This is a genomic window from Moraxella sp. Pampa, assembly GCF_035181385.1.
Taxonomy (GTDB): domain Bacteria; phylum Pseudomonadota; class Gammaproteobacteria; order Pseudomonadales; family Moraxellaceae; genus Moraxella.
Map to the genome: position 1 here is coordinate 43,936 of NZ_JAXCJK010000005.1, position 23,057 is coordinate 66,992.

Below are 23,057 nucleotides of genomic sequence, written 5' to 3' on the forward strand. Positions count from 1 at the left end.
TTAAATAAAAAAACAAAACGATTGATAAAAGTGCCTGCTATTTTTGCCAAAAAATGCTAAACTAGGTCGATTTTTGGTCTAAATAATAATGTTTTTATGAAAACCGCCATTTTACTTGTTAATCTTGGCACGCCTGATGAGCCGACGCCAGCCAGCGTTCGTCGCTATTTGCGTGAGTTTTTGTCTGATACTCGGGTGATTGAGATTCCTCCGTTTATTTGGCAGATTATCCTAAATCTTTTTGTATTAACCACTCGCCCTAAGCGTGTTGCTCACGCTTATCAAAGTGTGTGGACAGCTGAAGGCTCACCTCTTTTGGCGATTTTAAAAAACCAAGCACATCTTTTGCAGGATAAATTACGACAAAACGGTAAAGACATTCCTGTTTTTGCTGCAACCACCTATGGCAATCCTAATATTAAAAATGTCATGCGTGAACTGCAAGATAAGGGCTATGATGATTTTATTGTCTTTTCTTTATATCCGCAGTATTCTGCCACGACCACAGGGGCGGTATTTGACAAAGTGGCGGATTTTTGTAAAAAAGAGCGAAATGTGCCTGCGGTACAGTTTATTAGAGATTATCATGACCATCATTTATACATACAGGCGTTAGCACACAGCGTGCGTAAACATTGGGCAGAATATGGGCGAGCTGACCGTCTGCTCATGAGTTTTCATGGCATTCCCAAGCCCTATGCAGATAAAGGCGACCCTTATGCTGAGCAATGCCATAAAACAGCAGAGCTTGTGGCAAGTGAGCTGGGTCTGGATACGCATGAGTGGGCACTAAGTTTTCAGTCCCGCTTTGGGGCTCAAGAGTGGCTAAAACCCTATACTGATGAATTGCTGACTCAGTGGGGTGCTCAGGGCGTGTCGGTACAGGTGCTAAGCCCTGCATTTTCGGCCGACTGCCTAGAAACTTTGGAGGAGCTGGCGGTAGAAAACCGTGATAATTTCATCAATGCAGGCGGTAAATCTTATGAGTATATCCCTGCTTTAAATACCGATGCACTGCATATTGAGCTGATGGCAGATGTGGTGAGTAGGTATTTGTGATTAAGCTTGTTGCCACAAAACCCATCAAAGCTGATGGGTTTTTTTAAATATCAGTCTGAAAAATTTAGGCGAATTGATGGTAAATGCCAATCAAATCGCACAGCCAGCATTCGTATGGCAAAAATTGTTACCAAGGCCAGCGTGTCTTGAATGTTGTCTGCCATACCAATCAAACCAAGAAACAGATACAGCAATGAGCCTGCAATGCTGGCACTGATGTAGATTTCTTTTTGTAGGACAAGTGGAATTTCATGACAAATCATGTCTCGCATGATACCGCCTGCAATGCTGGTTAATACCGCCATCATGATTGCAATCAATGGGTGGGTGCCAAATAACAATCCGACTTTTAGCCCAATCACGCTAAATGCTGCCAAGCCAATGGCATCAAAGAATTTGAGTGTCCAATTGATTTTTTGATACAATGTAAAAAACATCTGACAGACAAGCGAGGTGATCGTGATGATGATGACATAATTTAAGTCCATCATCCAAAACAGTGGGTGGCGGTCTAGCATGATATCACGAATCGTACCCCCACCAATGGCATTGACCATGGATACTAAAATACAACCAAAAAAGTCAAACTGTCGATGCAGTGCCAGTGTCGTTCCTGCAATCGCACAGGCCACGATGCCCACCATATCAAGCAAATAAATCATCATTTCTGGACTGAATGTTTCCATGAATACACCCTAATATCCTAATATTAATACAGCTAGGCTTGCATTTTGGCAAATCTGATCAAACCTACAATCACCAGCATGATGCCAATCTGGCTCAGCATTGATGGTAATGATGATCCAAGCAGTAGCACGCCACCAATGATGGCAAAAATCATCTCGCTGGCCTGAGTGGCGTCAATGGCGGCGATTTGCCCACCTGTTGTTGCCTTACCACGAGCAAATAGAAAAATGCTGGTGGCAATGACGCCTGCGAACAATGCCACCAAAAAAGTGTGCATCGTTTGAGATGTGCTGGGCAGTTTTGGAGCGATGATCAGACCCAAAACTACCCAAAATGGCAATGAGCCAACACTCATTAGCCAGACCTTGTTTAAGGCACTTGACATCAAAGGTGAGGTCATGCGTGGAATATACACCAATCTTTGGTTGTTATTAATGGCTGATGAGGCGTACCATACAAGCTGATTGCCAATAGGAAAGCAAAACCCTGCCAGTAGTGCAGGCAATGCACCTAATAACAATAAGTCGCTTAGCGATGTTGAGTCATCGTGTAAGCCTTCACCAAAATTGGTGATAAGTACGCCCAAGAATATGAGTAGGCTTGTACCAATGATGGCTTTGTTTAACCTCTCACCAAATAAGGTCAAGATAATTAGGCTGGCTACGCTGGTAAATTGAAAGGTTGCGGCAATCACCCAGCCAGGGGCGTGGTTTGCCCCAAAACACAAAAACGCATAAAATCCACCAAACCCAATACCACCTGCCAAACACCAAAAAATGGCGTGTTGTAAAAATAACTGATATAAGCTGATGAGTGTGGTAAAACCGTCCTTTAGTGCGATCAGCACACTTAAAATCAGCCACATAAAAATATAGCGGCCGCTTGCTGACCAATACCAATGACCACCTTGACTTGCCATCAGCTCGTTCAATACAAAGGTACTGCTAAAAAAGAATCCTGCCAACAGCCCCAGTAAAACCAAGCGTAACATCAAACATCCGACAATAGGGCATCAATTAAAGTGCGGTGATTTGTTTGTTGTTTGGCGGTGGTGAGACGCTGTGCCTTGATGATACATTGTAAGTCATTGAGTGCATCAGAAAAATCGTCATTGATGACAACATAATCAAAATGATGATAGTTTTTCATCTCAGTAACCGCACCTGCCAGACGAAGCCTAATGACATCAATGCTGTCTTGCCCACGATGGGATAGGCGACTTTGTAAGGCATCTTTATTTGGTGGCAGGATAAAAATCATGATTGCATCAGGGGCTTGTTTTTTGACTTGTAATGCACCTTGCCAATCAATCTCTAAGATGACATCAATGCCTTGGGCGAGCAGCTCATCAACCGCCTGTTTGCTTGTGCCATAATAATTGCCAAAGACTTCGGCATATTCAAAAAATGCACCGTCTGCGATGAGCTGTTCAAAATTATTTTTATCTATAAAATGATAATGTACGCCATCAGTTTCGGCAGGTCTGGGCTGTCTTGTGGTATGAGAAATACTCACTTGTAAGTCTTTTGTGCTTGCAAGCAGTTCTTTAACCAAGCTGGTTTTGCCCGTGCCTGATGCGGCGGTAATGATGTACAGCGTACCATATGCATTCATGATGTTTTTCCTAAAATGTTAAAGATTGATCTTTTAAGCCGCTATTATAACAACGAGTACAGCTTTAGCTGACTGGGTTTCAATCAGCTAAAGCTGCTCAAACTACTCAATAGTAGCCGTAATTTTAATGACCAAAGCGGTGCAATACCTGTAAATCTCTGGCTGATTTTGCCATCTTTTAAAATCACAAAAGATGGGGTAACTTTGCCTTGCCATTCATTAAAAATACTGCCATCTAAATCATTGATTGTCATAAAATCATAGCCGTGCGACTGCATATGATGTATTAATTGCTCGGTGCTGTCGGACTGTACTGCCACTGTAATGATCGGTGTGCCATTGGTATGTAAAGTTTGGATATTTGGTGTGGTAAATTCGCAAATTGCACACCAAGTTCCCCAAAAATAAATCAAAATTGGCTCATGATGGCTGTGTGCGACGACATCAATGGTTTGATTTTGGCTGTTCACATAGCTTAAGCTGGGTGCATTGGGCATGGTGGGCGCGCGATACCAATTGACCACGCCATAAATCATTGCAAATATTAATAAGTAAGTGAGTGTGGATAAAATCGTCTTTTTCATTCAAATCACTGTGATAATAATGTATGGTAATGTGTGGTATGCTCATGCTAACAATATAAAAAATACCACCTAAGCGATGGCATTTTTTTTGAGTTTAAATCATCATAACTGAGAGATGATATTATTGAATGTTGCACTTGGACGCATCGCAGCACTCAGCAGTTCACGGTTGGCGGCGTAGTAGCCATTGGTGGTTACCGCTGCACCTTGAACACTGTTTAGTTCGTTGATGATGGCATCTTCGTTGTCTGCCAAGGCCTTAGCGATTGGCGTAAATTCTGCCGCAAGACTTGCGTCAGCACTTTGAGTTGCCAATGCCTCTGCCCAGTATTTGGCTAGGTAGTAGTGGCTGCCACGGTTATCAAGCTCACCTGCTTTGCGTTTTGGCGATTTGTCATTGAGTAGTAGTTTTTCGGTTGCGGTATCTAGCGTATCGGCCAATACTTGTGCTTTGGCGTTACCTGTTTTTTGGGCGGTGTGTTCTAATGATACTGCCAATGCCAAAAACTCACCCAGACTGTCCCAACGCAGATGGTTTTCTTCATTAAACTGCTGTACATGTTTAGGAGCTGAACCGCCTGCACCAGTCTCAAACATACCGCCTCCGTTCATTAGGGGTACGATAGAGAGCATTTTGGCCGATGTGCCAAGTTCTAGAATTGGGAATAGGTCGGTTAGGTAGTCACGCAGTACATTGCCTGTAACACTGATGGTATCTTGCCCATTTTTTAGGCGTTCAAGGGTCAGCTGGGTGGCATCAGCGATGGACAGAATGCGAATATCTAGACCTGTGGTATCAAGCTCGCCAAGATAAGTCTTGACTTTTTTAATCAACTCAGCATCATGTGCACGCTTTTCGTCTAGCCAGAATATGGCAGGCGTGTCAGACAATCTGGCTCGGTTGACGGCAAGTTGCACCCAGTCTTTGATTGGTGCGTCTTTGGTTTGGCAGGCACGCCAGATATCGCCAGCTTGTACAGTATGCGATAACAAGACATTGCCAGCATCATCAATGACCTCTACTTTGCCATCGGCAGGAATTTCAAAGGTTTTGTCGTGTGAGCCGTATTCTTCAGCTTTTTGAGCCATCAAGCCCACATTTGGCACAGTGCCCATCGTGGTTGGGTCAAATGCACCGTGTTCTTTGCAAAATCTGACAACGGTATCGTATAGCGGAGCATAAGTACTGTCTGGAATGGTAATTTTTGTGTCTTGTAGCTCACCTTTGGCGTTCCACATACGGCCAGAGGTGCGAATCATCGCAGGAACAGAAGCATCAATGATGATGTCGCTTGGTACATGAAGATTGGTAATGCCTTTATTGGAGTCCACCATAGCCAATGCAGGACCTTCGTAGTATGATTTTGCAATCAATGTTTCTACATTGGTGCGTGTGTCGGTGTCCAGCTTATCAAGGTTGGCAAATAGATTACCTAAGCCGTTATTGACATTCACGCCAGCGTTGCTCAGCTCTTTATTGTATCTTTCAAATACTGGTGCAAAGAAGGCTTGTACAGCATGACCAAAAATGATGGGGTCGGAGACTTTCATCATGGTGGCTTTCATGTGTAGGCTAAACAATACGCCTTTATCTTTGGCGTCCTTGATTTCATTTTTTAGGAATGAAATCAAGGCATCTTTATTCATGACGGTCGCATCAAATACTTCGCCGGCTTGTAGGGCAACTGGTTTACGAAGTTCGGTGCGTGTGCCTGTGTTGTCAGTAAAGACTAGGCTTACATTGGTTGCATGGTCGGTGGTGAATGATTTTTCATTATGAAAAAAGTCGTTGCTTGACATGGTGGCGACATGAGTTTTGGAGTCATTGCTCCAAGCGCCCATTGAATGCGGGAATTTTTTGGCAAAATTTTTCACCGCTTTTGGTGCACGGCGATCAGAATTGCCTTCACGCAATACAGGGTTGACTGCCGAGCCTTTGACACGATCGTAGCGAGCTTGGATTTCTTGTAGCTCTGTAGTGCTGGTGTCGCTTGGGTAATCTGGCACATTGTAGCCGTTGTCTTGCAATTCTTTGATGGTGGCAAGCAACTGTGGCATTGAGGCTGAAATGTTGGGCAGTTTGATGACATTGGCATCAGGCCGTTTAACCAGTTCGCCAAGCTTGGCCAAAGAGTCCTCTTGACGCTGGTTTTCGCTGAGATATTCAGGAAACTGTGATAAAACACGAGCAGCCAAAGAAATGTCGCTGGTGATGAAGTCGATATCAGAGCTTTTGGTAAAGGCTTGAACGATGGGTAGTAAAGAGTGGGTGGCTAGGGCAGGGGCTTCATCTGTATAAGTGTAGATGATGGTAGATTTACTCATGAAAACTCCAATTTATTGTTTCGTAAAATTTGATGAATGTGGCAATGTTATTTAAAAAATCTAACATAAAACTTGATGGTAAGAGCCAGTGAGGGTGTTGGGTATTTGTGTGCTTGCCCATGTTCTAGTGGCACTTACTGCATTTTACATTTTACAATGATTCCATTTATTGCTTGTCTATTATAACATTTAAAGAATGATGGCAACTATTTTGTTTGTAGAATAAAATGATGATAATCATTTATTTAAAAAATGATACCATATCAAATGAATCATCAGCTGGCACTTTTGTCTTGATTAGGGTTTGATGATGCCATCAAGCAATGCCAAAAAACCTTTCATATATGTCGTTTTAAGACTGCTTGTGCGTATGGCGGCGTGTAGCTGACAGTATACTCCATCTCCAAGTGTGCGACTCACCACCCAGCCTTTTTTTTCATAGTCACTTGCCACCCAGTCGGGCAAGGCGGCAACACCTCTTTCGCTTGCCACCAGCTGAATGAGCATGGCGGTCAGCTCTGTGGTACGCATTTGTTTGGGTGTGATGCCAGCTGGACTTAGAAATTTGGCAATGATGTCCAGGCGTTCTTGTTCGACAGGGTAGGCGATGAGTGTTTCATCGGATAAATCATTAGGGCTGATGGCAGACTGGCTTGCCAAACGATGTGCAGGCGACATGACCAGACGGCTTTCGTAGGTAAATAATGGCTGATAGCTGATGCCATCAATTGGCAAGTTGCTTGTTGTGATCAGTAGGTCGATGTCGCCATCAATGAGCATTTGATGTGGCTCGGGTTCAAAACCTGTGGCAAAATCCAGCTCCACATCGCTGTATTCATGTCGATAAGCATTCAAAATCGGCATGAGCCAATCAAAGCAACTATGGCATTCACTTGCCAAGCGTAGCCGTCCTGCTTGTCCATGTGCAAGGCGTTTGATGTCAGATTTGGTGCGTGCGACTTGTGGTAGGACATTGTCGGCAAGTTGTAGCACCAGCTTACCTGCTGGCGTAAAAGTGATTGGGCGTGTACGGCGATTGACCAGTGTAATGTCGTAGTGATTTTCTAGTTCTTTTAATTGGTGCGAGATGGCGGATGCGGTGAGGTTGAGTTCGTCGGCAGTTGCAGCAAGTGAACCATGACGAAAAAGGGCAGAGAGCATTTGTAGATGGCGAATTTCTAGCATGATAATCCAGTGTGATGATCCTAGTATGTCAATCTAAGCTGTGATTAAGCTGTGATTAAGCTGTGATTAAGCTGTGATGATGGATAATGAAAGCATGGCATTATTTTAGCACAAGATTTAAAACATGAGGTCGACAATCTTTGGCTTAAAAAGTGGTTTGATGCTTGTATCACGATTGGTATTTTGTTATTTTTATCATGGTTTTAAGTTTTGTCGTATTGATATTGGTGTTGGCTTGTGTTGATGACCAATGCTGGTGTGCCTAACATGGATGTTGCCATCAATCTATCAATTATTTATTGTGTGATGCCGTCTTGTGATCAGCTGCAAAGTTTGCTAAGATGATTGGTTTTTAAGTTGGATACATTGGGCAAAAAGTCATGGACATCATCTTACAATTCATTGATTTTATTTTACATATTGACATACATTTGGCAGAGTTCTTGATGAATTATGGCTTGTGGATTTATGGCATTTTATTTTTGATCATCTTTGTTGAGACGGGGTTTGTAGTCATGCCATTTTTGCCAGGTGATAGTCTGTTGTTTGCAGCAGGGGCGTTGGCGGCGGTAACAGGTGCACTAGACCCATCTTTACTCATCGCATTGCTATTCATCGCTGCTGTGCTTGGAGACGCTTTAAATTATCATGTTGGTGCATACATCGGTCCAAAAGTTTTTGATAAAAATTATCGATTCATCAACCAACAACACCTACTAAAAGCCAAAAGTTTTTTTGATGAGTATGGTGGCAAGACGGTCATCTTTGCTCGCTTTTTGCCTTTTGTGCGTACTTTTACCCCTTTTGTGGCTGGGGTGAGTGGCATGAATTATCAAAGATTTTTTGTTTATAATGCCATTGGTGGATTTTGCTGGACGGCGTCTTTTATTTTACTGGGTTTTTTCTTTGGCAATCAGCCTGTCATTAAAGATAATTTTACCTATGTGATTGTTGGGATTATTGTGTTTACCGCTTTGCCTGTATTGATTGGTTTTGTCAAAAATAAGATGGGTTAATAAGATGGGTTGGTGATGCCAAAATTTGTATCATTGCTGTCAAATGATGCTACGCACCCGATTTATTTTGCTGACAAAAAACGATATAATGATACATCAACCCACCAAATCGGAGTAAACCATGACCTTAAAAACCACCATCACTGATGCTGTTAAAACCGCCATGAAAGCCAAAAACATGGAACAAGTCAAGGTTTTGCGTAATGTACAAGCAGCGATTAAGCAAATAGAGATTGACAATCAGCAGGATTTGGATGATGCACAAGTGCTGGCAATTTTGCAAAAACAAATCAAGCAACGCCAAGAGTCTTTGGGTATTTATACCGCTAATGGTCGTGAGGATCTGGCACAAAAAGAGCAGTTTGAGATTGATGTGATTGGCCAGTTTTTGCCAGAACAGCTGTCTGATGATGAGCTTGCCAAAATTGTTGCCAGCACCATCGAGCAGTTGGGTGCAGCAGGCATGAAGGACATGGGTCGTGTGATGAATGCGGTCAAAGAAAAGACTGCAGGACAGGCTGACCCTGCGGTGATTTCAGGCTTGGTTAAAAAAGCCTTGACCGCCTGACTTTATTAATGACTGATGCTATCAAACCCCTGTAATAAAAAACCTTGCTATGATGGCAGGGTTTTTTTATTTATTTTTTGGTTTGGTTGTTTTTTATTTAATGATTTTTTTAGTTTATATTGCCTTGCAAAATACAGTTTTGCCCAGATATCAAGCCAAGTTTTTTAAAATTTTTTTGATTTTTAACTCATAATTTTTTGATTACTAATGAGCTAATAATAATCTGATAAAGAGTCTTTATGTCAAATTTAACCCTTGCTCCAAAGTTGATAGAGTGTCTGAGTGATGCTGAAATGACCTTCATTCATAGCCATCTTGATGAATGTATGACAGATGCTGTGATTGCTGCGTTTTTTGATGCTCGTGGTCTGCCTTGTCCGATGCCATTATTAAAGGCAAAGGTCAGCTTGCGTGCGGTGGCAGATGGCGAGAGTCTGTATTTGGTGGCAAGCGATAAAAACTCCCAAAAGGATTTGGTGATGTTTTGTCAAAAGCAGTGCCTTGAGGTCATGACTTGGCAAAGCAATACACAGATGCACAATGCAGAAAACTATTTTCACTTTATCATCACAAAAAAGGCTAGCGTTTAAAGCCATTAAGCCTTACAATAGAGCTGAGATTATTTTTTTTAAAGTATAATGATGACAAAAAAACGCAACGATTTTGATGCTTATGATAATGACTTTCAAGACAGCTTTGATGGCGACTATATAGATGGTTATGCAGATGACTGTGAGCTAGATGAGTCGTTGCTTGATGATGGCTTTTATGAGATTGATGGTATAGACGGCATTGATGACATAGACGATGTGGATTATGATGAATCAGACGATGATGGCGATGATTATGGTGAAAAACCTGCCAAAAATCCTGTGCGCGCTGTCATTGAGCATGGTGATAGAACATCTGATTATGTGGTGGCTACACGAGACCTAGTGCCTGCGATGCCAACACACTTGGCAGCACCAGGGGTGAATTTGGGGGCTTATATCAATACCGTGCATCAGATCCCGATTCTGACTCCCGAAGAAGAAAAACAGCTTGCCGAACGCTATTATCATGATGGCGATGTTGAGGCGGCTCGTTTGTTGGTCATGAGCCATTTGCGTTTTGTGATTCATATTGCTCGTAGCTATTCAGGCTATGGATTGTCGCAGGCTGACTTGATTCAAGAGGGTAATTTGGGCCTAATGAAGGCAGTAAAACGCTTTGACCCAACGAAGGGTGTGCGTCTGGTGAGCTTTGCTGTGCATTGGATTAAGGCAGAGATTCACGAATTTGTCATAAAAAATTGGCGAATCGTGAAAGTTGCGACCACCAAAGCACACCGCAAGCTGTTTTTTAATCTAAGAAGTCTTAAAAAATCAAGCAATCAGCTGACCTTGGAAGAGGCTGAAGCCATTGCTAAAGATTTGAATGTTACCGTCAAGCAAGTGCTTGAAATGGAAAGCCGTTTGACGAGCTATGATGCATCTTTTGAGATGCAGGACTCGGACGAAGATGATGGCCGCTATGCACCGCAGCTATTTTTAGAAGATGCCATTGACCCTGCTGATGTGGTTGAAGAAGCTGATTGGGAAGAAAATACGACAAACGCCCTAAAAGAAGCGATGGGCGAACTGGACGAACGCTCACGAGACATCATCACACAACGCTGGCTTGCTGACCAAAAATCCACCCTGCATGACTTGGCGGCTGTGTACAACATCTCTGCTGAGCGTGTTCGCCAAATAGAAAAAAACGCCATGGATAAGATTCGTGAAGCCATGACCTTAGATGGCTCGATACTAAATGATTAAAATCGGCAACATGAATTGTTAAAATACATCTAAAAAACGCTTGCCCTGATGATGAATGATAAGATGAATGATAAGATGAATGATGAAAGGTTGGTTTTGTACCAAGCTTGTCTTGCATGAAGCCAAAGCGTGAAAGACATTTGTATTTTTTGTATTTAATACAAAGACTGTTTAATACAAGATTGGTAAATTTGTATGAAATTTTGTGTGGTTTGAGGCATTGCTCATGAATTGGTTAAAAATTGCCGCATTAAATCTGGCGTTAGGTGTGGGGCTTGGTGCGTTTGGTGCTCATGGTTTGGTAGATTTGGGGGCGTATGAGCTTAAAATTTGGCATACAGCCACGCTTTATCTGTTCATTCATGCACTAGGTCTGCTTGTGCTTGGTGTGCTAAATGCAGCTGGTTCTTATCGTGTCAATTTGCCTGCCTATCTGTTACAACTTGGTGTACTGATTTTTAGTGGTACGCTATACGCCATCGTTCTTGGTGCACCAAAATGGCTGGGCATGATCACGCCTGTTGGTGGTGTTTTGATGATACTTGGCTGGCTAAGTCTTGCTTTTGGTGTATCAAAAAAATATCATCATTCAAAAAAATCCAAGCGTTCTAACCCAAGCATTCTTAGGGGCTGACTGGCAGGTTGGATTTCATTCAAAATCAGCCAAAATGATGATAAAACCAAAATGCTAAATTGACCAAAGCAATTTTATCTGGTTAGTTGGTTGATCTGATTACATGAATAATATGAAATGAATGACATGAAAAGCATGAAAAACATTACGCTCAATGGCGAAAAACACACCACCGACAAACGGATACTGCTTGAGCTACTGAGTGAACTTGGCATGACAGAAGGTCGATTTGCCGTGGAGGTTGATGACACACTTTTGCCAAAATCTCGCCTAGGCGAGGCGGTCATCATTGATGGTATGAATGTCGAGGTTGTGCAAGCGGTTGGTGGTGGTTAGTTCTGGATTTGTGTTTTGAACTTATGAAAATTAAAAGGTTTAAAAGGTGTTGTCATGCCCATTAACATTGCCAGTATTCAGCTTAATAGCCAAACCGACATTGATAAAAATCTTGACATTATTAGCCGTGCGGTTGCCCAAGCGTCTGTACAGGCTGATGTGGTCATCTTGCCAGAGAATATGTGTGTGATGGGCAGGCAAGCAGAGCTTGCCCAACGCTTTGATGAAGTGGCTAGCCATATGGCCAATCTTGCCAAAACACACGGCGTTCATCTTGTGGCAGGTACATTGCCTTGTGCCATTCGCCCAGACGGCACGCCTACCATGCAGGATAAGTACCGCCAAGTCAGCCTTGTCTTTGATCCAAAAGGCGTGCAAATTGCTCGTTATGATAAAATTCATCTGTTTCGTGCCACTGTCAATGATGGCATAGGTAGCTATGATGAGGGCAAGACCTTTGAAGCAGGCGACAAACTGGTGGTTGTGCCCATGAATATCAAAGGTAAGACGGTCAATCTGGGTATGATGATTTGTTTTGATGTAAGATTTGCTGTGATGGCACAGCGACTTCGCCAGATGGGTGCAGACATCATCAGTGTTCCAGCTGCTTTTACTCACCAAACAGGCAAGGCACACTGGCAGATGCTCTTGCAAGCACGCGCTTTGGACAGTCAATGCATGATGATCGGCAGTACCCAAGGGGGCGAGCATCATATCGGTAGCAGTGTGCGTAAGACTTGGGGTCATGCAATGATGGTGGACGCACATGGCGTGCTGATGGCAAACAGTGAGCAAACCTTGGTTGATGAGTCAGGTTATTTGATTGTCTGTGGTGAATTTGATAAAAACAAACAAAGTCAAATTCGCCAAAGTATGCCAATTTTTGACTGCCATCAGCTGGCGTGATTGACAAAAAACAACCCATCATTCATTCTTGCAAATCTTTTTTACTATACTTTGTTTAGTTTGCTCTTGTCAGCTCAATCAATCTGTCATACACCACGCTTTTTTTAAGTCCCAAAACCTCTGCGACCACGCCACTTGCCTTTTTGGGTGGTAGCTCTTTGTTTAGGGCAAGTAGCCAATCGTCATAATCTGTCGCTGCGGTCTGCTCGGTGTTGCCTGCGACAACCAGCACAATCTCGCCTCGTTGTTGATTGCCATCATTTTTGACAAAATCCAATAGCTCGCCAAGTGGCAGTTTTTTGATGGTTTCAAAGGTTTTGGTGATTTCACGGCATAATGTCGCAGTACGCTGACCACCAAATACCGCCATCATGTCGCCAAGACATTCTACAATGCGATGCGGTGCCTCATAAAAAATCAAGCTCTCACTGCGATTTTGATAGGCTTTTAGTGTTTCGATTCGCCCATGCTGTTTGGCGGGCAAAAATCCAACAAAGCTAAACCTATCAGATGGCAAGCCTGCCACCGATAAAGCACCGATGACCGCACAAGCCCCAACAACAGGCACGGTCTGTATGCCAACTTCATGGCAAGCCCTGACCAGCCTAAACCCTGGATCAGAGATTAGGGGTGTGCCAGCGTCTGAAATGAGAGCAACGCATTGCCCATTTTGCAAGCGTTCGATGAGCCGTGCTGTTTGGCTGTCGGCATTGTGCTCATGATAGGCGATGGTGGGGGTGGAGATGTTAAAAAAACTTAATAATTTGCCACTGGTGCGAGTGTCTTCGCACGCTATCACATCTGCGGTTTTTAGAGTGTCTATCGCTCGTGCTGTCATGTCGTTTAGGTTGCCAATCGGTGTGGCAACAACATACAAAATGCCTGTCATTGATTTTCCAGTTTTTTAGTTTTTATTTTCTTGGTTTTAGGTTTTTTTGGCTTTAAAATATGAATGGCAGGCCGATGCTTGCTTTGGCATTAAGAAAGCTACCATTGACTTAGCCTACCTAATTTTATTTAGCCTATCTTGGCTAGTTTGCCAATTTAGCTCAAATCTTGCGTTGATGGTTCATTGTGTGACTCATCATGATCTAAATGCTCATCAGTGCTTGGGTTTTTGCCCAAATGTAGCCAATCACCCAAAACCTCAGCAAGCTCATCAAGTCCTTGTTTATTAAGAGCAGAAAAAAGCTGGATAGAAAAAGGTAGCTCTAATGCTTGAAGCTGTTTTTTGGTTTGTAGCAGAGCGGTTTTTTGGGCACCACGCTTTAGCTTGTCCGCTTTCGTTAAAAGGACATGAACGGGCAATCCACCATCTTTTGCCCAATGAAGCATCTGCTCATCAAAATATTTTAGGGGGTGGCGAATGTCGGTGAGCAAAATCAAGCCCATCAGGCTTTGGCGATTGACCAGATAATTTTCTAGCTCTTTTTGCCATTTGATTTTCATCGCCTCTGGCACCTGAGCATAGCCATAGCCAGGCAAATCCACGATACGACTGTCTGGTGAGCCGACATTAAAAAAGTTGATCATCTGTGTCCGCCCTGGGGTTTTTGATGAGCGAGCAAGCTGTTTTTGGTGGGTGATGGTGTTGATGGCAGAGGACTTGCCAGCATTAGAACGGCCTGCAAACGCCACCTCAAAACCTGTGTCTTCAGGGCAGAGTTTTAGCGTAGGTGCAGATAGAGTGAAAGCGGTTTGGCGGATGATTTTTTGATAGTCGGTGGTATTCATGTTGTGTATTTGTTAAAATTTTAAAAATAAAGCTGATCATATCATGTGTTAAAAGTAGTGTACCATGAAAGGCAAAAAATAGCGATAAAATAGCGATAATAAATGGTTTTGAGATGATTTTTTTAGATGGTAGATGATACAAATCCGCCAAGGATTGTAGGGGGTAGGGGGATTGTACGAAGATTGTAGAATTGGTGATTTAATTTTAATGGCTTTAAAGTACAGCATAGTCAACAAAATTGCTGCCTTGATACTATTTGACAACACTGTTTAATGAGCAACATTCATTTTTTATTTTTTTGTAAATATGATGACATAAACAACCCAAACCATAGAATGATTTTGGCAGATTGGTCAAAATGGGTTAAAAAAAGCGATGATTTGGGCGGTTTTTTTCACGATTTTAAGAAAAAACAGATTTTTTTTTAAAAAATGTTACCAAAACCACAATTTTTGTAGGAAAATTTGGCGAAGTCTTGCTATAATAGCAATTATTTTTGGTGTGGCTATTTTTTATCCGTTGCCAAAAGCAAATTTCGTTTTTTATTGAGTTATTTTCAACAAAACCCAAGACTTGGGGTCGCTCCCAGTAAGTTAGTAGGAAATTGTTATGAAACCTGCAAATAAAGCCATTCTTGCCAAACTTGTCCTTGCTATGGGCTTTGGTATTGCCAGTATGACCGCCACCGCCATTGTTACCGTGCCAAGCTATGACATTGAAGCAGGTAAAAAAATCGTTGATGCCAACTGTGGTGCCTGCCATGGCGTTGATGGTGTGAGCATTGCACCAGCACAGCCAAATCTGGGCGGCCAGAATATCAAATATCTGTACAAACAGTTGGTCGATTTTAAAAACAAAGCGCGTCGTAATGGCGTGATGGAAGCTCAGCTTGTGGGTCTGACCCAACAAGATTTGGCCAATGTGGCAGGTTATTATGCCAGCCAAGCACCTTGGACGCCAGGCTATGGCAACAAAGCAACCTATGCCGAAGCACAAAAGCTGTACTTGGGCGGGGACAAGACCCGTGGGGTCATTCCTTGTGCAGGCTGTCATGACCCTAAAGGCTCTGGCAACGCATGGGCGGCCTTTCCACGCCTAGGCGGTCAGCACGCCACTTATTTGGCCACTCAGCTAAAGCTGTTCCGTGCTGCAGGGCGTGAAGATGAAGTTGCTACTGATGGCGAGGTGCGTACCAATGATGCCGCTAAAAAAGGCGAAAAAGGCATGATGCAGATGGTCGCTGCCAAGCTGTCTGATAAAGACATTAAAATCTTATCAGAATTTTTATCAGCAGTGCATTGATTGTATTTTTTTATTGGGCTGATCACTTAGGCTGACTGTATACTATATATTAACATACTTTATATTAACTGTATGATTGTATGAAGCTTATTGTATTTTTGGGGTGTTTAAGTGGTACATGACCAAACCGCATGAGCCACTTGGCTGTTGTTAAGACAACGGCTGTGTTAAACACCCACTGGGTAAATTTAAAATGTGGTTGTTGAATGCCCATACAAAAGTACAAAGAAAACAAAAGTACAAAGAAATCTGCGTAAAATCTGTACAAAGTGTGCAAAGACAGTGATACAAAAAGCCATGTAAAAAGCCATACAAAAAAAGCAGTTGTGCAAAAGGTTGTAATCTAACCCTCATGCACTGCTGTACAAGAGCTTGATTAGAAACATCATGGCATAAAACCCCCTACAAAAAGCCCCAACTGGGGTTTTTTGTTGTCTGTGTCTTTGGTGGTTTTGTGATACAATAAGGCATTCATTCTAAGAAGGTAAAGATATGTTTCATAGACAGACTGTGTTCTTTGTGGCGTGTGCCTTGCCATTGTTATTTGCACCGCAATTAGCACCCAATATGGCAAGAGAGCTGGATTTTTGGGTGATGTGGTTGGTGGCGATGGCGTTGATTGGTTTGCCGATTTTGTTTGCTGAGTTTGCATTGTCGGTTCGTAGTGCTCAAATGCCGTGGCAAGGTATGCAAAAACTCACTCGTGAGGCTGATTCGTCTGTGGCGTGGCGTATCTTTGCAGGGTTGTCGGTGGTCTTGTGTGTGATGATTGCCGCCAGCATCACCTCGCGTGTGGCGGTAGGATTGGCCACTTATATGCCAGAGCTTCATCAGGCTTTGGCCGTGCCAACTTTTGGCATGAGTGTGGCCCTGATGGTTGTTGTGCTGATATTAAGTTTATTAAAATCACGCCTACTGCCCATAGCTTTGTTGCTGATTTTGGCAGGTTCGCTGATTGCTTTGTTTGATGGTGGTCTGACCAGCGGTGTCAGTGTCCCTGTCATGACGGACATGACGCTTGGCGAATGGGGGCGTGCGGTGCTGTTGGCATTGCTGTCGGTGGGTGTGGGTACTGGTCTGTACTGGTTTGGCAGTGTTGGCATCACCGCTCAGCTGGGCCAACTGAATAAATCAATGTCTGGCATGATTGTACCGATTTGGCTGACGCAGCTGATTTTTGGTGCGTTGGCACTATTGGCGGGTAGTGCGATGATAACACCAATCTCTTTTGCGGTGGCTGGTGCGGGTATGCTGGGCGTGGCAGCGTTTTTGTTGTTTTATGCAGGCAGTCAGCTGATGTCTCGCTTTGGTGTGATGATTGGTGGTACAGTTTTGTTGGTGCTTGGGGTGATATTTGGGCTGTTGCCATCTGGCGTGCTGACGATACTGCTGTCTGTACTTGGTGTGGTTACGGTCTTGGTGTTGGCAGTTTTTGTGGGTTTTGTGATGAAAATTAGCCACCTAAGAAAGGCACTAAACTTTGGCAACGAGACTCGCTATAACATCTGGCGGATTTTGGTGCGTATCGTTGTGCCTATTGCACTTGTGATGGCGATGATTGGCTTGGTGGCAGAATGGCTGGCATGATAGACATCGCCCTAAGTCATGTGGATAAAGACGGTGGCCAACTGTATGCTGAAATGAGCGTACCTGCAGGGTCTAGCATTCATCAGGCATTGGCATTGAGTGGCTGGCTTAAGTTGGCTGTATTGCAAGAATTTGCCCAATGGTGCGAAAGCCACGCCCAAGCTGAGCCAAATCATCAGGCGTGGTATGTTGGGATTTATAGTCAAAAAAAACGCCTAGACGCTGTGCTGTGTGATGGCGACCGCATAGAGATTTATCGTGCCTTGTCCTACGACCCAATGACAAGGCGTAAACAAAAATCCAAATCGCACCTAAAATCTAGGTCTGCCAAAATCTAAGCCCATCAAAATCTATGTCTGCCAAAATGCACTTTTGACAGACATATTTTTTATGCATACTTTTGATGAATGCTTGATGAATATTTATTGTGATTGCATGAATGATTGTTGCATACAAGGCGTTGGTATGGGTTACTTCTGCTGAGGCAGGGTTTCTCTGCCGTCAATGCGAACCACACGGCCGTTGTCAAAATATACGCTCATGCGTTGGCTGGCGTTTTTGATGTTGGTTTGGCCTTTGCGTTTGCCGTCTGTGCCTGCGGTATAGTCATACAGATAGTCCCAGCGGTTTGGGTTTAGGGTGTCTTGTATGGCAGGGCTACCAACAAAATACAGCACTTGGTTGGCTGTCATGCCAATCTGCAATGCAGCCGCCTGCTGGGCGGTGATGGGCGTGCCCTGTGGCAGGTCAATGGTATAAACGCGAAAAATATTGCAGCCAGAGAGTGCGGTGATGGACATCAACAAGGCAGTCGCTAGAAGTTTTTTCATGATGATTGCTCAAATAAGTCTGAATAAAAAAATTGCTAACATATTAAACGCAAGTCATCAAATATGCAAGTTTTTTGTACTGGTGTCGGCTTGATGAAGGGCGGTTTGGTAAAGATTGATTGTTCATATTATAAAGATTGATTATTTTGTGGGGTGTATGAATATTTTTTTTGGTGTAATTTTGGTGAAAATATGATAAAGTATGGCTAAATTGCAATTGATTATCAGATGATAATTGCAAGGGTGATGATCATTGATAAAATCAATCATAGCAAATCGCCAAGCTAAATACATTACTGAAAATACATTGCTAACTTAATATACTAAATTGCTAACTTAATATACTAAAATGAGGGTGGATATCATGGCATTTACCAATAAAGATTTGCGTAAGGCGGGGCTAAAAGTAACATTGCCACGCATTAAGATTTTGGAATTGTTGGATACGGCAGAGCATCACCACATGAGTGCCGAAGATGTGTATCGTGCATTGGCAGCACAGGGCGAAGATGTGGGGCTGGCTACGGTGTATCGTGTTTTGACGCAGTTTGAGCAAGCAGGCATTGTTGAGCGACATAACTTTGAAAACAATCTGTCTGTGTTTGAGATTGTTCAAGAGGACCATCATGACCATCTGGTGTGTGATGTGTGTGGAAAAATTGTAGAATTTAACAATCAGGCAATTGAAGAAGAGCAAATCAAGGTGGCAAAGGCACATGGCTTTAAGTTGTCGGCACATTCTTTGGTACTGCATGGCGTGTGTGATGATGAGGAATGCCAAAAAACCTTGGAGGTTTAAGGGAGGCTTAAGTAAGCTTCATTGTTTGGGTTTTGTTTGGGCTTGATTGAAACCTTGATTGAAACCTTGATTGAAACTGAGTTGGGCCGTGCTTTAATAAGCTGATGAGCTGATGGGCTTCGTGATTTTTTGGTAAAACCGTCCACTTTGATGATTTGGCAATCTGATCATCAAAGTGGACGGTTTTTTAACGGCTGATTCAAGCTGTGTTTTTTATTCGCTTATGAATTTTTTTAAAACCATTTAAACCATTTTGAAAGCCACTTTTTAAAATTTTTAAAATCTTAACAATCTTAAAAATTTGTTGGTTCTTTGGCGGTCAGTCTGGCGGTGTCTGTGGTGATGAGTCCTTGTTCTATCAGCTGTTTTAGACTGCCATCAAGACTGATCATGCCAGAGGCCGCACCTGTCTGAATGGCAGAGTACATCTGGGCGACTTTGTTTTCACGAATCAGATTGGCGATGGCAGGCGTGGCAATCATGATCTCAAAGGCAGCAATGCGTCCACCACCGATTTTTGGTAATAGCGTCTGGGCGATGACGGCTTGCAAAGATTCTGAGAGCATGGTGCGAATCATGTTTTTTTCGTGCGAATCAAAGACATCAATGATGCGGTCTATCGCTTTGGCGGCACTGTTGGTGTGCAGTGTTGCCAGTACTAAATGCCCTGTTTCTGCTGCACGCAAGGCCAAGCGAATGCTGGTCAAATCTCGTAGCTCACCGATCAAAATGACATCAGGGTCCTCACGCATGGCGGCGTGTAGGGCATCGTCAAAGCTGTGTGCATCACGGTGGATTTCACGCTGATTGATGAGGGCGGTTTTTGAGGTGTGTATGAACTCTATGGGGTCTTCTATGGTCAAAATATGCACAGCACGCGTGCTGTTGATGTGATCAATCATCGACGATAGTGTGGTGGATTTGCCAGAGCCTGTTGCCCCTGTTACCAAAACAAGCCCATGAGTGAGCTGGCATATCCTTTTTAGGGTGTCGCCAGATTTTAGCTCATCAAGGTTTAGTAGTTGATTGGGTATGAGCCGAAAAACTGCCGACAGACCACGATTTTGCTGAAAAACATTGGCACGAAATCGGCATAATCCCTTGATTTGAAAACAAAAATCTTTTTGTTTGTTGGTTAAAATCTCATCAAACACCTCATCATCAACGATGCTTTTGATGAGGTGTTTGACATCGGCGTCATCTAGGGGTGCAGTTTCAATGGCTGTCATCTTGCCATCAATGCGTAAACGCACCGCCTCGCCAGCAGACAGATGGACATCAGAGGCGTTCATTTGTTTGGCATAGGCAAGCAGGGCGTGTAGATTGAGCGTGGTCATGGTTTTTTGGTTTGTAAATTGTTTGTAGGTTGTTTTTGGATTGTTGTGTGGTGGTGTATTAGACTTCCTGCAATACTAGGTTTTCCGTTCGCCCTGAGCTAAGTCGAAGGGTAGCGGAAAACCGTTATGGTTCGACAAGCTCACTTTGAGCGGTTTTCCTTAACTTTGGGGTTTTGCAGGAAGTCTATTAAAGCATTTTTTGATGAGCTTGCCAAATTTTTTATCAACTTTTTGTTGAGTGGTTGTTGGCTGTTTTTTGATTTGCCAAATATGCTTGGGCGATTTGTGATAAAATTAACCAAATTAACCAAATTAACCAAATTAACCAAATCTGAATCAACAAAAAGCCAAATGACAGGACTTTAAAACTTTGGCTGATGTTTTTTGTTTTTTTATGTGTATTTTAGGTGATCATTTATGACGACACAACCGCTTGTGCAAAGCTCTCAAAGTTTGCAAAACCTACAACTTGCCCAAAATTACCAAAAAGTCATGCAGGATTTGGCTTTGGCCAATCGGTGTGCAGATTTTGATCATGAGGCAAGGCTATTGGCGGTGTCCAAAACCAAGCCCGCCAGCGACATTCGTGAGCTGTTTGGGCTGGGGCAGGCTGATTTTGGTGAAAACTATCTGCAAGAGGCACTGGCCAAGCAGGCTCTGTTGTCTGATTTGCCAATCGTGTGGCATTATATTGGCAGCATTCAGCGTAACAAAACGCGTGACATCGCCACTCATTTTGATTGGGTGCATACCATAGAGCGAGGCATCATCGCCAAAAGATTGAGTGAGCAGCGTGGCGATATGGCACCGCTTAATGTGCTGATTCAGGTGAATATTGATGATGAACATAGCAAATCTGGCATACCGCCCAGTCAGCTTTTGGCGTTGGTTGATGAGATCAAAGATTTGGCCAATTTGCGTCTTAGGGGCATCATGATTATCCCTGCCAAAGACAGCGATAATGCCTTTGTGCGTGCTAGGTCTTTGTTTGATGAGGTTGGGGCGGTGCGTAAGCTGGCGTATTGGGATACGCTGTCTATGGGCATGAGTGGCGACATGGCACAGGCGGTGGCGTGCGGTGCTGGCATCGTGCGTGTGGGGACGGCCTTGTTTGGGCTAAGAGATGGCAACCAAGATGGCTAAAAAATGGCCAAAGTGTCGTTTTAGATGGCTAAAGCACCATCTAAAACATTGACCAAAGCACCATAAAAAAGATAAACAAACATCATTGGCCATTCATCTGCAATACTGCCTCTGCACTTTGTTGAATGTCATCAACGCTTAGGGTGCGTCTGCCACTTAAGGTTTGCCGCCATTTGCGTGCACCTGTCAGCCCCTGAAACAGCCCCAGATAATGCCGTGCCAGCGTGGCCAGATTGGCACCTTGTTCGGCGCGTCTGTGCAGATAGGGATATAAATTGGCCAAAATCTGCCGACGCGTGGGCATCTGTCGCCCTGATAGCAGATTGCACTCGGCCATCAGCATCGGATTGTGATAAAAGGCACGCCCCACCATGACGCCATCAACATAAGACAGATGATTGCGTATCGCATCTAGGCTGTCAATGCCGCCGTTGATCTCTATGGTCAAATGTGGCAACTGCTGTTTTAGGCGATAGACATCATCATAACGAAGCGGTGGAATCTCTCGGTTTTGTTTGGGTGATAGGCCGTGTAGCCAAGCAATGCGTGCGTGTGCGATGAAATGTGTACAGCCAGCCTCTGCCACCGTCAGCACAAAATCACGCATGAATTCATAGCTGTCAAAATCATCAATACCAATGCGGTGCTTGACGGTGATGGGCTTGTCGGTTTGGTTTTTCATGGCACGCACCATGTCGGCCACCAGCTGCGGCTCTGCCATGAGGCACGCACCCATCTTGTGATGCTGGACACGGTCGGACGGACAGCCGACATTGATGTTAAATTCATCATAGCCCATCGCATCAGCGATACGCACGCATTGGGCCATTTGGCTTGGGCTGGAGCCACCAAGCTGCAACACCACAGGGTGCTCTGTGTCATCATGATGTAGCACATGCTGGGTGTCGCCGTGCAAGATGGCACTGGTGCTGATCATCTCGGTATATAGATGTATGTCAGGATTGAACAGCCGTGCAAAGTACCTAAAATCGGCCGTTGTCCAATCTATCATGGGGGCAACAGATATTCTTTTATTTTTAATTAAATCCATCATTTATGTTAAAAGCCTTATTTTTCATAGGGTTGAGCAAACTTTATTGTCTGTCAGCTTTTGTGTGTTTTTGTCGTTGTATTTGCACCATAGATTTTTTGGTTCTATGGTGCATTTTTTTTGTTATACAAGGGTGGCAATATGGGTACAATCAGCGAACGCAAGCAAAAAGATGGTGTTCAAAAGATGGCATTATCCGTTATCGTGCGTTAATTTGCATCAATAAAAGCAACACAAAATTCGTAGAATCCAAAGAATTAGCGACAAAACACTTGTAAAAAACGATAAAACGAACTTGAAGTCGACCCTACATTATTGCAAAAATCGCTCAAAAAGTCTATGGGCTTTGGCGAGCTTGGGCTTTTAATATCAATGTGGCATATTGAATAAGGTTATTATCATTTTAGATGAAAGAGTTGTTAAGGTAATTTAGACAAGGTGAGCAAAATGAAAGTAGTGAGATTTTATACAATGGCAGTGATTTCCCTTTTGTTCGCATTGGCAAGTTTATTCGCATTGGCAAGTTTGGGGTGTAAATTTGTCAAGCTTTGATAACCTAT

General features: G+C 43.4%; 24 protein-coding genes. 13 read left to right on the plus strand and 11 right to left on the minus strand.

The annotated features are described in order from the left end of the window. The first annotated feature begins 96 nt into the window (after positions 1-96). The gene (gene hemH / locus R0123_RS08000; RefSeq protein WP_323843686.1) at positions 97-1,059 is read left to right on the plus strand and encodes a ferrochelatase; all 963 of its coding nucleotides are present in this window, start codon (positions 97-99) and stop codon (positions 1,057-1,059) included. A gap of 50 nt (positions 1,060-1,109) precedes the next feature. On the opposite strand, the gene R0123_RS08005 is transcribed toward hemH, so the two are convergent. From R0123_RS08005 to R0123_RS08030, 6 genes are all read right to left on the minus strand, one after another. Continuing rightward, positions 1,110-1,745, minus strand: a complete 636-nt coding sequence (locus R0123_RS08005) for a trimeric intracellular cation channel family protein (protein ID WP_323843687.1) — start codon at positions 1,743-1,745, stop codon at positions 1,110-1,112. A gap of 32 nt (positions 1,746-1,777) precedes the next feature. Then, positions 1,778-2,737: a multidrug resistance efflux transporter family protein gene (locus R0123_RS08010; protein WP_323843688.1), complete on the minus strand. Its 960-nt coding sequence runs from the start codon at positions 2,735-2,737 to the stop codon at positions 1,778-1,780. Then, a complete protein-coding gene (gmk, locus tag R0123_RS08015; protein WP_323843689.1) occupies positions 2,737-3,360 on the minus strand; it encodes a guanylate kinase in 624 nt (207 codons plus the stop codon). The genes R0123_RS08010 and gmk overlap by 1 nt, the downstream gene beginning before the upstream one ends. Before the next feature lie 83 nt (positions 3,361-3,443). Next, entirely contained in the window at positions 3,444-3,944 is a 501-nt protein-coding gene (locus tag R0123_RS08020; RefSeq protein WP_323843690.1) for a thioredoxin domain-containing protein, read from the minus strand. Between the two features lie 102 nt (positions 3,945-4,046). Beyond that, entirely contained in the window at positions 4,047-6,269 is a 2,223-nt protein-coding gene (locus R0123_RS08025; RefSeq protein ID WP_323843691.1) for an NADP-dependent isocitrate dehydrogenase, read from the minus strand. A gap of 297 nt (positions 6,270-6,566) precedes the next feature. Then, positions 6,567-7,454, minus strand: coding sequence for a LysR family transcriptional regulator (locus R0123_RS08030; protein WP_323843692.1), 888 nt, complete (start codon positions 7,452-7,454; stop codon positions 6,567-6,569). A 380-nt stretch (positions 7,455-7,834) separates the two neighbouring features. Between R0123_RS08030 and R0123_RS08035 the strand changes: the two genes are divergently transcribed. From R0123_RS08035 to R0123_RS08065, 7 genes are all read left to right on the plus strand, one after another. After that, complete coding sequence (locus R0123_RS08035; protein ID WP_323843693.1) at positions 7,835-8,470, plus strand: VTT domain-containing protein; 636 nt, start codon at positions 7,835-7,837, stop codon at positions 8,468-8,470. Positions 8,471-8,591: 121 nt separating this feature from the next. Then, entirely contained in the window at positions 8,592-9,038 is a 447-nt protein-coding gene (locus R0123_RS08040) for a GatB/YqeY domain-containing protein (RefSeq protein ID WP_323843694.1), read from the plus strand. 239 nt (positions 9,039-9,277) lie between these two features. Next, positions 9,278-9,628 (plus strand): sulfurtransferase TusA family protein, encoded by a 351-nt coding sequence (locus R0123_RS08045; protein ID WP_323842420.1) that lies wholly within the window; start codon positions 9,278-9,280, stop codon positions 9,626-9,628. Between the two features lie 354 nt (positions 9,629-9,982). Continuing rightward, on the plus strand, positions 9,983-10,837 hold the full coding sequence (gene rpoH / locus R0123_RS08050; RefSeq protein WP_323843706.1) for an RNA polymerase sigma factor RpoH: 855 nt from the start codon (positions 9,983-9,985) through the stop codon (positions 10,835-10,837). Positions 10,838-11,063: 226 nt separating this feature from the next. Next, a complete protein-coding gene (locus R0123_RS08055; protein ID WP_323843695.1) occupies positions 11,064-11,471 on the plus strand; it encodes a DUF423 domain-containing protein in 408 nt (135 codons plus the stop codon). 126 nt (positions 11,472-11,597) lie between these two features. After that, positions 11,598-11,807 (plus strand): sulfur carrier protein ThiS, encoded by a 210-nt coding sequence (thiS, locus tag R0123_RS08060; protein WP_323843696.1) that lies wholly within the window; start codon positions 11,598-11,600, stop codon positions 11,805-11,807. A gap of 54 nt (positions 11,808-11,861) precedes the next feature. Next, a complete protein-coding gene (locus R0123_RS08065) occupies positions 11,862-12,713 on the plus strand; it encodes a nitrilase-related carbon-nitrogen hydrolase (RefSeq protein ID WP_323842423.1) in 852 nt (283 codons plus the stop codon). A gap of 55 nt (positions 12,714-12,768) precedes the next feature. Here R0123_RS08065 and rsmI read toward each other — a convergent pair whose 3' ends face one another. Then, the gene (rsmI, locus tag R0123_RS08070) at positions 12,769-13,602 is read right to left on the minus strand and encodes a 16S rRNA (cytidine(1402)-2'-O)-methyltransferase (RefSeq protein WP_323843697.1); all 834 of its coding nucleotides are present in this window, start codon (positions 13,600-13,602) and stop codon (positions 12,769-12,771) included. A 155-nt stretch (positions 13,603-13,757) separates the two neighbouring features. After that, entirely contained in the window at positions 13,758-14,447 is a 690-nt protein-coding gene (gene yihA, locus R0123_RS08075) for a ribosome biogenesis GTP-binding protein YihA/YsxC (RefSeq protein WP_323843698.1), read from the minus strand. A 610-nt stretch (positions 14,448-15,057) separates the two neighbouring features. Between yihA and R0123_RS08080 the strand changes: the two genes are divergently transcribed. The 3 genes from R0123_RS08080 to R0123_RS08090 all read left to right on the plus strand — a co-directional run bounded on the left by R0123_RS08080 (position 15,058) and on the right by R0123_RS08090 (position 17,675). Next, entirely contained in the window at positions 15,058-15,750 is a 693-nt protein-coding gene (locus R0123_RS08080; protein WP_323842426.1) for a c-type cytochrome, read from the plus strand. A 492-nt stretch (positions 15,751-16,242) separates the two neighbouring features. Continuing rightward, positions 16,243-17,337, plus strand: coding sequence for a hypothetical protein (locus tag R0123_RS08085; protein ID WP_323843699.1), 1,095 nt, complete (start codon positions 16,243-16,245; stop codon positions 17,335-17,337). After that, positions 17,325-17,675: an RnfH family protein gene (locus R0123_RS08090; RefSeq protein WP_323842428.1), complete on the plus strand. Its 351-nt coding sequence runs from the start codon at positions 17,325-17,327 to the stop codon at positions 17,673-17,675. Before R0123_RS08085 ends, R0123_RS08090 begins: the two co-directional genes overlap by 13 nt. Before the next feature lie 132 nt (positions 17,676-17,807). Here the strand turns inward: R0123_RS08090 and R0123_RS08095 are convergent, their stop codons facing one another. Beyond that, the gene (locus tag R0123_RS08095; protein ID WP_323842429.1) at positions 17,808-18,167 is read right to left on the minus strand and encodes an outer membrane protein assembly factor BamE; all 360 of its coding nucleotides are present in this window, start codon (positions 18,165-18,167) and stop codon (positions 17,808-17,810) included. A gap of 364 nt (positions 18,168-18,531) precedes the next feature. On the opposite strand from R0123_RS08095, the gene fur reads away from it, so the two are divergent. Next, positions 18,532-18,966, plus strand: coding sequence for a ferric iron uptake transcriptional regulator (gene fur / locus R0123_RS08100; protein ID WP_323842430.1), 435 nt, complete (start codon positions 18,532-18,534; stop codon positions 18,964-18,966). A 293-nt stretch (positions 18,967-19,259) separates the two neighbouring features. On the opposite strand, the gene R0123_RS08105 is transcribed toward fur, so the two are convergent. Then, positions 19,260-20,303 (minus strand): type IV pilus twitching motility protein PilT, encoded by a 1,044-nt coding sequence (locus R0123_RS08105; RefSeq protein WP_323843700.1) that lies wholly within the window; start codon positions 20,301-20,303, stop codon positions 19,260-19,262. A 417-nt stretch (positions 20,304-20,720) separates the two neighbouring features. On the opposite strand from R0123_RS08105, the gene R0123_RS08110 reads away from it, so the two are divergent. Beyond that, positions 20,721-21,446, plus strand: a complete 726-nt coding sequence (locus tag R0123_RS08110; protein WP_416381709.1) for a YggS family pyridoxal phosphate-dependent enzyme — start codon at positions 20,721-20,723, stop codon at positions 21,444-21,446. 82 nt (positions 21,447-21,528) lie between these two features. On the opposite strand, the gene dusA is transcribed toward R0123_RS08110, so the two are convergent. Next, positions 21,529-22,500, minus strand: coding sequence for a tRNA dihydrouridine(20/20a) synthase DusA (gene dusA / locus R0123_RS08115; protein ID WP_323843701.1), 972 nt, complete (start codon positions 22,498-22,500; stop codon positions 21,529-21,531). Between the last annotated feature and the right edge of the window lie 557 nt (positions 22,501-23,057).